This is a genomic window from Pseudomonas putida group bacterium ESBL64 (assembly GCF_045277175.1).
Lineage (GTDB): Bacteria > Pseudomonadota > Gammaproteobacteria > Pseudomonadales > Pseudomonadaceae > Aquipseudomonas > Aquipseudomonas alloputida.
In genome coordinates, this window is sequence record NZ_CP145799.1 from 5,087,914 (window position 1) to 5,100,258 (window position 12,345).

General features: G+C 61.8%; 13 protein-coding genes. 11 read left to right on the plus strand and 2 right to left on the minus strand.

What is annotated here, in order from left to right; all coding sequences use genetic code 11:
• Nucleotides 1-2: 2 nt before the first annotated feature.
• The gene (locus tag V6093_RS23070) at nt 3-812 is read right to left on the minus strand and encodes an inner membrane protein YpjD (RefSeq protein WP_108078184.1); all 810 of its coding nucleotides are present in this window, start codon (nt 810-812) and stop codon (nt 3-5) included.
• A gap of 312 nt (nt 813-1,124) precedes the next feature.
• Here V6093_RS23070 and ffh point away from each other — a divergent pair, with 312 nt between their 5' ends.
• The 6 genes from ffh (at nt 1,125) to V6093_RS23100 (ending at nt 5,205) form a co-directional block, all read left to right on the plus strand.
• Nucleotides 1,125-2,501, plus strand: a complete 1,377-nt coding sequence (ffh, locus tag V6093_RS23075) for a signal recognition particle protein (RefSeq protein WP_003252139.1) — start codon at nt 1,125-1,127, stop codon at nt 2,499-2,501.
• Between the two features lie 259 nt (nt 2,502-2,760).
• Nucleotides 2,761-3,012: a 30S ribosomal protein S16 gene (gene rpsP / locus V6093_RS23080; protein WP_003252142.1), complete on the plus strand. Its 252-nt coding sequence runs from the start codon at nt 2,761-2,763 to the stop codon at nt 3,010-3,012.
• A gap of 5 nt (nt 3,013-3,017) precedes the next feature.
• On the plus strand, nt 3,018-3,554 hold the full coding sequence (gene rimM, locus V6093_RS23085; RefSeq protein ID WP_003252144.1) for a ribosome maturation factor RimM: 537 nt from the start codon (nt 3,018-3,020) through the stop codon (nt 3,552-3,554).
• Between the two features lie 3 nt (nt 3,555-3,557).
• Entirely contained in the window at nt 3,558-4,310 is a 753-nt protein-coding gene (trmD, locus tag V6093_RS23090; protein WP_003252146.1) for a tRNA (guanosine(37)-N1)-methyltransferase TrmD, read from the plus strand.
• Between the two features lie 42 nt (nt 4,311-4,352).
• Nucleotides 4,353-4,703 carry a 50S ribosomal protein L19 gene (gene rplS / locus V6093_RS23095; RefSeq protein ID WP_003252148.1) on the plus strand — a complete coding sequence of 117 codons (351 nt, stop codon included), beginning with the start codon at nt 4,353-4,355 and terminating at the stop codon, nt 4,701-4,703.
• 94 nt (nt 4,704-4,797) lie between these two features.
• Nucleotides 4,798-5,205 carry an acyl-CoA thioesterase gene (locus tag V6093_RS23100; protein ID WP_003252150.1) on the plus strand — a complete coding sequence of 136 codons (408 nt, stop codon included), beginning with the start codon at nt 4,798-4,800 and terminating at the stop codon, nt 5,203-5,205.
• Between the two features lie 3 nt (nt 5,206-5,208).
• Here the strand turns inward: V6093_RS23100 and V6093_RS23105 are convergent, their stop codons facing one another.
• Nucleotides 5,209-7,014, minus strand: coding sequence for a sodium:proton antiporter (locus V6093_RS23105; RefSeq protein WP_004575448.1), 1,806 nt, complete (start codon nt 7,012-7,014; stop codon nt 5,209-5,211).
• 68 nt (nt 7,015-7,082) lie between these two features.
• On the opposite strand from V6093_RS23105, the gene xerD reads away from it, so the two are divergent.
• The 5 genes from xerD (at nt 7,083) to V6093_RS23130 (ending at nt 12,283) form a co-directional block, all read left to right on the plus strand.
• Nucleotides 7,083-7,979, plus strand: a complete 897-nt coding sequence (xerD, locus tag V6093_RS23110; protein ID WP_003252154.1) for a site-specific tyrosine recombinase XerD — start codon at nt 7,083-7,085, stop codon at nt 7,977-7,979.
• A 153-nt stretch (nt 7,980-8,132) separates the two neighbouring features.
• The gene (locus V6093_RS23115; protein WP_003252155.1) at nt 8,133-8,876 is read left to right on the plus strand and encodes a thioredoxin fold domain-containing protein; all 744 of its coding nucleotides are present in this window, start codon (nt 8,133-8,135) and stop codon (nt 8,874-8,876) included.
• 83 nt (nt 8,877-8,959) lie between these two features.
• A complete protein-coding gene (locus V6093_RS23120; RefSeq protein ID WP_003252157.1) occupies nt 8,960-10,264 on the plus strand; it encodes a homoserine dehydrogenase in 1,305 nt (434 codons plus the stop codon).
• Nucleotides 10,265-10,323: 59 nt separating this feature from the next.
• Complete coding sequence (gene thrC / locus V6093_RS23125) at nt 10,324-11,733, plus strand: threonine synthase (RefSeq protein WP_003252159.1); 1,410 nt, start codon at nt 10,324-10,326, stop codon at nt 11,731-11,733.
• A 130-nt stretch (nt 11,734-11,863) separates the two neighbouring features.
• Complete coding sequence (locus V6093_RS23130) at nt 11,864-12,283, plus strand: response regulator (RefSeq protein ID WP_014860527.1); 420 nt, start codon at nt 11,864-11,866, stop codon at nt 12,281-12,283.
• The last annotated feature ends 62 nt before the right edge of the window (nt 12,284-12,345 follow it).

Here is a 12,345-nt window from a genome sequence, read left to right on the forward strand (position 1 = left end):
CGTCAGATATGCAAGATGAATTCGCGAACCAGCTTGCTGCCGAAATAGGCCAGCATCAGCAGGCAGAAACCGGCCAGCGTCCAGCGGATGGCCATGTGGCCCCGCCAACCCAGGCGGGTGCGGCCCCACAGCAGCACGCTGAACACCACCCAGGCGACACAGGCCAGCAAGGTCTTGTGCGCCAGGTGCTGGGCAAACAGGTTGTCGAGGAACAGCCAGCCGGAGATCAGCGACAGCGACAACAGGCACCAACCGGCCCAGAGGAAGCCGAACAGTAGGCTTTCCATGGTTTGCAGTGGCGGGAAGTTGCGAATCAGCCCGGACGGGTGCTTGTTCTTCAGCTGGCGGTCCTGCAGCAGCAACAGCAGCGACTGGAACACCGCGATGGTGAACAGCCCGTAGGCCAGGATCGACAACAGGATATGCGCAAGGATGCCCGGTTCTTCATTGATCAGCGGCACCGTACCGGGGGGCGCGAACTGCGCCAGCAGTGCCGTTACCGCGCCCAGCGGGAACAGCAGCACCAGCAGGTTTTCCACCGGTATGCGCAGGCAGGCCAGCAATGTCAGGGTAATGACTGCCACGGCGATTAGGCTGGCGGCGCTGAAGAAGTCCAGGCTCAGCCCCAGCGGGGTGATCAGCTGGAAGAACAGTGCGCCGGCCTGGGCCAGCACCGCGAAGGCACCCAGCAGGCAAAGCAGGCGCTTGTCGGCCTTGCGGCCCTGGGCCAGGTGAGAGCCCTGGTAGATGGCCGCTGCTATATATAGGCCGGCGGCGATCAGGTTGGGAATGAGGCTGGGAGAGGAGACCATAAGTCCTGGTTGGCGAGCCTTTAAAGAGACGGAGTTTGGCATAGATTCTGCCGCTCTAGGAAGACTGAAGGGTTGTGTCAGGGCATTCGCGGGTACGCCCGCTCCCACAGGTACGGCCCAGGCCTGCAAGCCGTGAAGATCCTGCGGGAGCGGGCGCGCTCGCGAAGAGGCCAGCACAGCCACCGAATATCTACCAAGGTGTGCGTCGCCGCTGCACTTCGCTATAATCGCCGCCTTGCTGTGCCCGGCGGGTGTGTATTTCCCCCCTGGCACCTGACAAACCTCGGCTTTACTGGGCCTGAAAGGATCACCATGTTCGAAAACCTGACCGACCGCCTGTCACAGACGCTGCGCCATGTCACCGGCAAGGCCAAGCTGACCGAAGACAACATCAAGGACACGCTGCGCGAAGTGCGCATGGCGCTGCTCGAGGCCGACGTTGCCCTGCCGGTAGTCAAGGATTTCGTCAACAGCGTCAAGGATCGTGCGGTCGGTACCGAGGTGTCGCGCAGCCTGACCCCGGGCCAGGCCTTCGTGAAGATCGTCCAGGCCGAGCTGGAAAGCCTGATGGGCGCGGCCAACGAAGACCTCGCACTGAACGCCGCCCCGCCTGCTGTCGTGCTGATGGCGGGCCTGCAGGGCGCGGGTAAGACCACCACCGCCGGCAAGCTGGCGCGCTTTCTTAAAGAGCGCAAGAAAAAGAGCGTGATGGTGGTGTCTGCCGACGTCTATCGTCCGGCGGCGATCAAGCAGTTGGAAACACTGGCCAACGATATCGGCGTCACCTTCTTCCCGTCCGATATCAGCCAGAAGCCGGTGGCCATCGCCGAAGCCGCCATCCGTGAAGCCAAGCTGAAGTTCATCGACGTGGTCATTGTCGACACCGCCGGCCGTCTGCACATCGACGCCGACATGATGGACGAGATCAAGGCGCTGCACGCTGCCGTCAAACCGATCGAGACGCTGTTCGTGGTCGACGCCATGACCGGCCAGGACGCTGCCAACACCGCCAAGGCCTTTGGCGAGGCGCTGCCGCTGACCGGTGTGGTGCTGACCAAGGTTGACGGTGACGCCCGTGGCGGTGCTGCGCTGTCGGTACGCGCAATCACCGGCAAACCGATCAAGTTCATCGGTATGGGTGAGAAGACCGAGGCGCTCGAGCCGTTCCACCCCGACCGCGTCGCTTCGCGCATCCTCGGCATGGGTGACGTGCTCAGCCTGATCGAGCAGGCTGAGCAGACCATCGACAAGGCCAAGGCCGACAAGCTGGCCAAGAAGCTGAAGAAGGGCAAGGGCTTCGACCTCGAAGACTTCCGTGACCAGCTGCAGCAAATGAAGAACATGGGCGGCCTCGGCGGCCTGATGGACAAGCTGCCAAGCATCGGCGGGGTCAACCTGTCACAAATGGGCAACGCCCAGGGCGCGGCCGAAAAGCAGTTCAAGCAGATGGAAGCGATCATCAACTCCATGACCCCGGCCGAGCGCCGCGACCCTGACCTGATCAGCGGTTCGCGCAAGCGCCGTATTGCGTTGGGTTCCGGTACCCAGGTGCAGGACATCGGCCGGCTGATCAAGCAGCACAAGCAGATGCAGAAGATGATGAAGAAGTTTTCTGCCAAAGGCGGCATGGCCAAGATGATGCGCGGCCTCGGTGGGATGCTGCCAGGTGGCGGCATGCCAAAGCTGTAACCCCTGATTCGGGTGCCTGCCTTTTGTCGGGCAGGCGCCCAGAACCCCCGCTGTAGCGGGGCAACAGCCGCGAATTTCGCGGCGCAACCGGCAAATCTGGACGGCAGGGCGAGGCCTTGCCGAAAAAGTCATTTGCAAATGTCCGTGTATTCCCCGAGAATATGCGGCCTTTTGGGCACCCGTGTGCCTATTTGGCATTCAGATTTGCAGTACCAGCTGCTGTATCAACTGCAGCACCGACTATAGGAACGATGTTCACATGGTAACCATTCGTCTGGCCCGTGGCGGCTCGAAAAAGCGCCCATTCTACCACCTGACCGTGACCAACTCGCGTAACGCCCGTGACGGCCGTTTCGTTGAGCGCGTAGGTTTCTTCAACCCAATCGCTGCTGGCGCCGAAGTTAAGCTGTCGGTCAACCAAGAGCGCGTCACCTACTGGCTGAGCCAGGGTGCACAGCCGTCTGAGCGTGTTGCTCAGCTGCTGAAGGAAGCTGCCAAGGCCGCTGCCTGAATAGTATGAACGCGACGCCAGAAAAGGCTGACGACCTCATCGTCGTTGGCAAGATTTTTTCGGTTCACGGCGTTCGCGGCGAGGTGAAGGTGTATTCCTTTACCGATCCGATTGAAAACCTGTTGGATTATCCACGCTGGACGCTTCGGCACGAAGGCAAGGTAAAGCAGGTCGAGCTGGTCAGCGGTCGTGGCTCCCAAAAGGGCCTGGTCGTGAAGCTGAAAGGTCTCGACGATCGCGATGAAGCCCGTCTTCTGAGCGGTTACGAAATCTGCATCCCGCGGAGCCTTTTGCCCAACCTGGCTGCCGACGAGTACTACTGGTACCAGTTGGTAGGTCTGAAGGTCATCAACCAGGACGAACAACTGTTCGGCAAGGTCGATCACCTGTTGGAGACCGGTGCGAACGATGTAATGGTGGTCAAGCCCTGCGCAGGCAGCCTGGATGATCGCGAGCGTCTGTTGCCCTATACGGAGCAATGTGTGCTGGCAATCGACCTCGAAGCAGGCGTGATGCGGGTCGAATGGGACGCGGACTTCTAAACGATGGGTAACCTTCGCGTAGACGTCATCACGTTGTTCCCCGAGATGTTCTCGGCCATCACGGAGTACGGCATTACCAGCCGCGCGGTGAAACAAGGGTTGCTTCAGGTGACTTGCTGGAACCCGCGGGACTACACCACAGATCGTCACCACACGGTAGATGATCGGCCGTTTGGCGGTGGTCCGGGCATGGTGATGAAAATCAAGCCTCTGGAAGACGCCTTGGTTAGCGCCAGGCAGGCGACCGGAGCAGCGGCGAAGGTGATCTACCTTTCGCCACAAGGCCGCAAGCTGACTCAGCAGGCGGTCAAAGGCCTGGCCGAACAGGAATCGTTGATCCTGATCGCCGGTCGTTATGAAGGCATCGACGAGCGCTTTATCGAGGCTCATGTCGATGAGGAGTGGTCGATTGGCGACTATGTGCTTTCCGGTGGCGAGCTGCCGGCCATGGTACTGATCGATGCGGTTACGCGACTGCTGCCCGGAGCTTTAGGGCATGTGGACTCGGCGGAAGAAGATTCCTTCACCGACGGTCTGCTCGATTGCCCGCACTACACCCGGCCTGAGGTGTATGCGGATCAGCGTGTTCCCGACGTGTTGCTAAGTGGCAACCATGCACATATCCGGCGTTGGAGGATGAAGCAGTCCCTTGGTAGGACCTTCGAACGACGCGCCGATCTTCTGGAAAGTCGCTCGCTTTCTGGAGAAGAGAAGAAGCTGCTCGAGGAATATCTCCGCGAGCGGGACGATAGTTAAACGTATCGATGGTGGATCGCGTATCCATCTTAGGAGCACAGCATGACCAACAAGATCATCCAGCAGCTCGAAGCCGAGCAGATGAGCAAGGAAATCCCGACCTTCGCACCAGGCGACACCGTTGTCGTTCAGGTTAAAGTGAAGGAAGGTGAGCGTTCCCGTCTGCAGGCGTTCGAAGGCGTCGTTATCGCCAAGCGTAACCGCGGTCTGAACAGCGCCTTCACCGTGCGCAAGATCTCCAGCGGCGTTGGCGTAGAGCGTACCTTCCAGACCTACAGCCCGCAAATCGACAGCCTGGCCGTGAAACGTCGTGGTGACGTGCGTAAAGCCAAGCTGTACTACCTGCGCGACCTGTCCGGCAAAGCCGCTCGCATCAAGGAAAAACTGTCCTGAGTGCAGTTTGCCCGGTGGCCGAGGCCGCCTAGCGAGAAAAAAGCAGCCTTCGGGCTGCTTTTTTGCGTTTTGAAACCCCGAAAATGTGATTGCCATGACGACCCGAGACCAGGAAATCCAGCGCCGCACCGAACTGTCGGTTACCCGCGTGACCAAGGCGGTGTTCCCCAATACAACCAACCACCACAACACCCTGTTCGGCGGCACCGCCCTGGCCTGGATGGACGAAGTGTCGTTCATCGCTGCCACGCGTTTCTGCCGCCTGCCGCTGGTGACCGTGTCTACCGACCGTATCGATTTCAAGCACCCGATTCCGGCGGGCTCGATCGTCGAGCTGGTGGGTACGGTGATCAAGGTCGGCAATACCAGCTTGCAGGTGCAGGTGGATGTGTTTGTCGAGAACATGTACCTGGATGGCCGTGATCGGGCAATCCATGGGGTGTTCAGCTTCGTCGCCATTGACGAGGACAAGCGCCCGGTGCCCGTGCTACCAGGCACCTGAGCATTACGGTTGCGCTGCTGGCTCGATCAATGCCACCAAGGTCCAGCCCGGTTGTGGCTGCAACGGGTTATCAGGGCTGGCTACATGGACCCAGCCATGGCCATCGCGCGCGAACAGCAAGTTTGCCCGTTCGCCATGCAGTGCCTGGTAGGCATCCCAGCCAAAGCCTTCGGTCAGGTTGGTGCTATACAGCTCGGCGCCTTGATGCAGACGGTTGGCCAGTTGCAGGTAGGTCATCGGCTTGGCCCCCAATAGATGCCCGCGGTGTTCTTCGGCCGCCCGATGCTTGTCGCTACGTTGTTTCTCCAGGCCACTGGCTAGCACGAACAGCCGGCTGTGGCCGAAATCATGACGGAACCTGGCGCAGGCCAGGGCATTGATTTCGCCGGCGGGAGAGAGGCCCAGCAAGTGCCCGAGGCCGACCAGGTCCAGATGGGCGTCGGCATGCTGCGAGGCCGGGTTGCCAAAGTAGGTCGTGAGCCCGTCCATGCGTGCGGCGCGGATGTTTTCCCAGCTGGAGTCCGTCAGCAAAACCCGGCAGCCCAATTGTTGAAGGGCTTTGGCGATGGCCCGGGCCGGTTCGTTGGCACCGACGATGAGAAACCCGCTGGGTGCCGGTTCGGCGACCTTGAGCAAGCGTGCCAGCGGCCTGGCCGTGGCGCTTTGCAGTACCACCGTGCCAATGATTACCGCGAAGGTCAACGGTACCAGCAGCAAGGCATCCTGGTGGCCGGCCTGGTGCAGACGGATGGCAAAAATAGCGGAAACGGCCGCAGCAACGATGCCGCGTGGCGCAATCCAGGCCAGCAGCGCGCGCTCCCGCCAGTTGAGTGTCGAGCCCAGTGTGGCCAGCCAAACGTTGAGCGGACGTGCCAGCAGCTGGATCACCAGCAACAATGCCAGCACAGCAGGGCCAAGGCCCAGCAGGGCATGCAGGTCAAGGCGTGCAGCCAGCAGGATGAACAGGCCGGATATCAGCAGCACACTGAGGTTTTCCTTGAAGTGCAGGATTTGCCGCACATCAACCCCGCGCATGTTGGCCAGCCACATGCCCATCACGGTCACCGCCAGCAGCCCGGACTCGTGCACGATCTGGTTGGCGGCGATGAAAATGCCCAGTACCGCCGCCAAAGACGCGAGATTGTGCAGATATTCTGGTAGCCACTGTTCGCGCATGATTTGCCCCAGTACCCAGCCCCCTGCCGCGCCCAGGGCGGTACCGCAGAAGATCACACCGGCAAAAGTGATAAGGCTCTGGCTCAGGCCGTTACCCTCGGCGCTGGCGATGATGAAGCTGTATACCACCACGGCGAGCAGCGCGCCGATGGGGTCGATCATGATTCCTTCCCAGCGCAGGATGTTCGCGATCGCAGACTTTGGCCGCACCACGCGCAACATCGGCACGATCACCGTGGGGCCGGTCACCAGCGTCAGGGTGCCGAAAAGAATCGCCAGCGGCCAGTCGAACCCGAGCAGCCAGTGGGTTGCCAGTGCAATCACCAGCCAGGTGACCAGTGCACCCACCGTGACCAGGCGATGCACCACGCTGCCGATCTCGCGCCACTGCGACAGGTGCAGGGTCAGGCTGCCTTCGAACAGAATCAGCGCTACCGCCAGCGACACCAGCGGCATCAGCAATGGGCCGAACAGCGCCTCGGGGTCGAGCCATCCCAGCGCTGGGCCGGCAAGGATCCCGGCCAACAACAGAAACAGAATCGCCGGCAGCTTCAGGCGCCAGGCCAGCCACTGGCAGGCGAGCGCTGCTGCGCCGATGCCGCCCACACTCAGAAGGATCTGCTGTTCGCTCATGCGGGCTCCCTATGCCGACGTTGTTATGAAAGACTAAGCGCCATTTCGTCGTTTGCCACCGAGATTTCATGCCCGCCCTCGACCACCCCCTGATCGACCAGTTCCTTGACGCCCTATGGCTGGAAAAAGGCCTGTCCGACAACACCCGCGTGTCCTACCGCAGCGACCTGGCCCTGTTCAATGGCTGGCTGCAGGAGCATTCGGTATCGCTGCCAGACGCCGGCCGCGACCTGATCCTCGATCACCTGGCCTGGCGCCTGGATCAGGGCTACAAGCCACGTTCCACGGCGCGTTTCCTCTCCGGTCTGCGCGGCTTTTTCCGTTACCTGCTGCGGGAAAAGCTGGTGGCCATCGACCCGACCCTGCAGGTCGACATGCCGCAATTGGGCAAGCCGCTACCCAAGTCGCTGTCCGAAGCCGATGTCGAAGCCCTGTTGCAGGCTCCGGACCTGGGCGAAGCCATTGGCCAACGCGACCGTGCCATGCTCGAAGTGCTCTACGCGTGCGGCCTTCGGGTTACCGAACTGGTCAGCCTGACCCTCGACCAGGTCAACCTGCGCCAGGGTGTGCTGCGGGTGATGGGCAAGGGCAGCAAGGAACGCCTGGTGCCCATGGGTGAAGAGGCGGTGGTGTGGTTGGAGCGCTACCAGCGCGATGGTCGCGCCGAACTGCTCAATGGCCGTCCCAGCGACGTACTGTTCCCCAGTCAGCGCGGCGAGCAGATGACGCGCCAGACCTTCTGGCACCGTATCAAACACCACGCACGGGTTGCCGGCATCGACAAGCCGCTGTCGCCGCACACCCTGCGGCATGCCTTCGCCACCCACCTGCTCAACCACGGTGCCGACTTGCGGGTGGTGCAGATGCTGCTGGGCCACAGTGACCTGTCGACCACGCAGATCTATACCCACGTCGCCAAGGCCCGCCTGCAGCAGTTGCACGCCCAGCACCACCCGCGTGGATGAATGTTTTTCATGTTCCGCCGACCGGTCCTTGCGACCCCCTTCACGGGCAGCGTGATGTGGTAGGCTTGAGCGGTTTGCACCAAGGGCCGCACGGTCACCGCGTATTTTCCGCAGGTGGCGCCCTCCGGCCCCTGTCCGCCTTCAGGAGTTCCCATGCGCGTGACCCAGTTTTTCGCCGCCGCCGCGTTGGCGCTGGCCAGTACCTTTGCCGTTGCCGCGGCAACCGATAGCAACGCCGGTGCCGAGCAGGCCATCCGTAAATCGTTGCAGAACCTCGAGTTGGAAGTGCCCGTGGAAAGCGTGGCCAGCAGCCCGCTCAACGGCCTGTATGAAGTCAAGCTGCAGGGCGGCCGCGTGCTGTACGCCAGCGCTGACGGCCAGTTCGTGATGCAGGGCTACCTGTTCCAGATCCAGGACGGCAAGCCGGTCAACCTCACCGAAAAAACCGAACGCCAAGGTATCGCCAAGCTCATCAACGGCATTCCAGCCGCCGAGATGGTGGTTTATCCTGCCAAAGGCGAGACCAAGTCGCACATCACCGTGTTCACCGACACTACCTGCCCGTACTGCCACAAACTGCACGCCGAAGTGCCTGAGTTGAACCGTCGCGGTATCGAAGTGCGCTATGTCGCCTTCCCGCGTCAGGGCCTCGGTTCGGCGGGTGACCAGCAGTTGCAGGCGGTGTGGTGCTCCAGCGACCGCCGTGGGGCGATGGACAAAATGGTCGAAGGTGAAGAAATCAAGGCCGCCAAGTGCACCAACCCGGTCAGCAAGCAGTTCCAGCTGGGTCAGTCGATCGGTGTCAACGGCACGCCGGCCATTGTTCTTGAAAGCGGCCAGGTCATTCCGGGCTACCAGCCGGCACCGCAGGTCGCCAAGCTGGCACTTGCCAAGTAATCCAGTTCAGTACGCCGTCGTCATGGGGTGACGGCAAGTTTCACGGTCGGCAAACGTGTCGGCCGTTCAATGGGGAGTTCACAGTGAAACCGGTCAAAGTAGGCATCTGTGGGTTGGGGACCGTCGGTGGCGGAACCTTCAATGTACTTCAGCGCAACGCCGAGGAGATTGCCCGCCGTGCCGGGCGCGGTATTGAAGTGGCACAGATCGCCATGCGCTCGCAGAACCCGAACTGCCAGATTACCGGTACCCCCATTACCGCTGACGTGTTCGAAGTTGCAAGCAACCCGGAGATCGACATTGTCATCGAGCTGATCGGTGGCTATACCATCGCCCGCGACCTGGTGCTGAAGGCCATCGAAAACGGCAAGCACGTGGTCACTGCCAACAAGGCGCTGATTGCCGTGCACGGCAACGAAATCTTCGCCAAAGCTCGCGAGAAGGGCGTGATTGTCGCTTTCGAGGCGGCCGTAGCCGGTGGCATCCCGGTGATCAAGGCCATCCGCGAAGGCCTGTCGGCCAACCGCATCAACTGGCTGGCTGGCATCATCAACGGCACCGGTAACTTCATCCTCACCGAAATGCGTGAGAAGGGCCGTGCCTTCCCGGACGTGCTGGCCGAAGCTCAGGCGCTGGGCTACGCCGAAGCCGACCCGACCTTTGACGTAGAAGGCATTGACGCTGCGCACAAGCTGACGATCCTGGCGTCCATCGCGTTCGGTATCCCGCTGCAGTTCGACAAGGCCTACACCGAAGGTATCACCCAGCTGACAACGGCAGACGTGAACTACGCCGAGGCGTTGGGCTACCGCATCAAGCACCTGGGCGTGGCGCGTCGCACCGCCGAAGGTATCGAGCTGCGCGTGCACCCGACGCTGATCCCGGCCGACCGTCTGATCGCCAACGTCAACGGCGTGATGAACGCTGTCATGGTCAACGGTGATGCTGCCGGCTCCACCCTGTACTACGGTGCCGGCGCGGGTATGGAGCCTACCGCTTCGTCAGTGGTCGGCGACCTGGTCGACGTGGTCCGTGCCATGACCTCCGACCCGGAAAACCGTGTGCCGCACCTGGCCTTCCAGCCAGACTCGCTGTCGGCCCACCCGATCCTGCCGATCGAAGCCTGCGAAAGCGCCTACTACCTGCGTATCCAGGCCAAGGATCACCCGGGCGTTCTGGCCCAGGTCGCCAGCATCCTCTCGGAGCGCGGTATCAACATCGAGTCGATCATGCAGAAGGAAGCCGAGGAGCAGGACGGCCTGGTGCCAATGATCCTGGTGACCCATGGCGTGGTCGAGCAGCGTATCAATGACGCCATCGTAGCCCTGGAAGCCCTGCAGGACGTGGTCGGCAAGGTTGTGCGCATTCGCGTCGAGCAGCTCAACTAACAAATATTGCCGACGGGCCGCCCGCGCGGCCCCGGCCCCAGCATCGAAGGTTTGCACCCATGCGCTATATCAGTACCCGCGGCCAGGCACCGGCCCTGAATTTCGAAGACGTGCTGCTGGCTGGCCTGGCCAGCGACGGCGGCCTCTACGTGCCGGAAAACCTGCCACGCTTCACCCAGGAAGAAATCGCCTCGTGGGCCGGCTTGCCCTACCACGAGCTGGCCTTCCGCGTGATGCGCCCGTTCGTCGAAGGCAGCATCGCCGACGCCGACTTCAAGAAGATCCTCGAAGAAACTTACGGCGAGTTCGCCCACGCTGCGGTCGCCCCGTTGCGTCAGCTGAACAGCAACGAGTGGGTGCTGGAGCTGTTCCACGGCCCGACCCTGGCGTTCAAGGACTTTGCCCTGCAGTTGCTCGGCCGCCTGCTTGACCATGTGCTGGCCAAGCGCAACGAGCGCGTGGTCATCATCGGTGCCACCAGCGGTGATACCGGTTCTGCCGCGATCGAAGGCTGCCGCCGTTGCGACAACGTCGACATCTTCATCCTGCACCCGCACCAGCGTGTGTCGGAAGTGCAGCGCCGTCAGATGACTACCATCTTTGGCGACAACATCCACAACATCGCCATCGAAGGCAACTTCGATGACTGCCAGGAAATGGTCAAGGCCAGTTTCGCCGACCAGTCGTTCCTCAAGGGCACCCGCCTGGTCGCCGTCAACTCGATCAACTGGGCGCGGATCATGGCCCAGATCGTCTACTACTTCCATGCAGCCTTGCAGCTGGGTGGCCCGGCGCGCTCGGTGGCGTTCTCGGTACCGACCGGCAACTTCGGCGACATCTTCGCCGGCTACCTGGCGCGCAACATGGGCCTGCCGGTCAGCCAATTGATCGTCGCCACCAACCGTAACGACATCCTGCACCGCTTCATGAGCGGCAACCAGTACGTCAAGGAAACCCTGCACGCGACCCTGTCGCCGTCGATGGACATCATGGTCTCGTCCAACTTCGAGCGCCTGCTGTTCGACCTGCATGGCCGCAACGGTGGTGCGATTGCCGAGCTGATGGCCAACTTCAAGCAAGGTGGCGGCTTCAGCGTCGAGCAAGACCGCTGGACCGAAGCCCGCAAACTGTTCGACTCGCTGGCTGTCAGCGACGAGCAAACCTGCGAGACCATCGCAGAAGTGTTCGCCGCCACCGGTGAAGTGCTCGACCCGCATACCGCAATCGGCGTCAAGGCTGCCCGCGAGTGCCGCCGCAGCCTGGACACGCCAATGGTGGTGCTGGGTACCGCGCACCCGGTCAAGTTCCCGGACGCGGTGGAGAAGGCCGGTGTGGGCAAGGCGCTGGAGCTACCCGCGCACCTCAGCGACCTGTTCAGCCGTGAAGAGCGTTGCACGGTCCTGGCCAATGACCTGAAGGCTGTACAGGGCTTTGTCAGCCAGCACGGCAACCGCGGCAAGCCGCTGTAATTGCATGGCGTTTGGGGCTGCAGCGCAGCCCCAACGTCTCAGCCCTTTCCCTCCTGTCTATCAGAAACATCCTATTCAGCCTGCCGGGCGCCAAGCATAAATTAGCCGGTCCTCCCATCAGGAGCGGCTCATGCACCAGCCCTATGTGTTGATTCACCAGGCTCGCCCATCCCACCAGATCCTCTTGCACCAGGCCCTCAATGGCCAAGGCGTCTTCAACGTGCGCATCAGCGAAAGCGTCGCTGACCTCGACGCCTGCCTCTGCGCTGAGCGTCGCCCTGACTTGCTGATCCTTGACCACGCCATGCCTGCCCGGGCCGGCCTTGCTTTGCTCGCCCAGCAGCGACGAGTGCGCGCATTGCTGTTCGTCGGCCAGCCTGCCCCAACGCGTCAAAACCTTGCCCAGGAGGCCAGAAAATGTGGCATGTGGGTGCTCGACGAGTTGCCCTGGCCGCTGTCGATGCCACGCCTGCAGCATGCCTTGCAAACACTGCAGGTGCGCCCAGGGAGGCGTATTCAAACTGTCATGCCAGCCCCGCATGCTCACTGAAGCGGGCGCGGTTTGACGAACTTTCTGCGGCGCCTGCTGGTCAGTTACTTTAGGTCCCACCA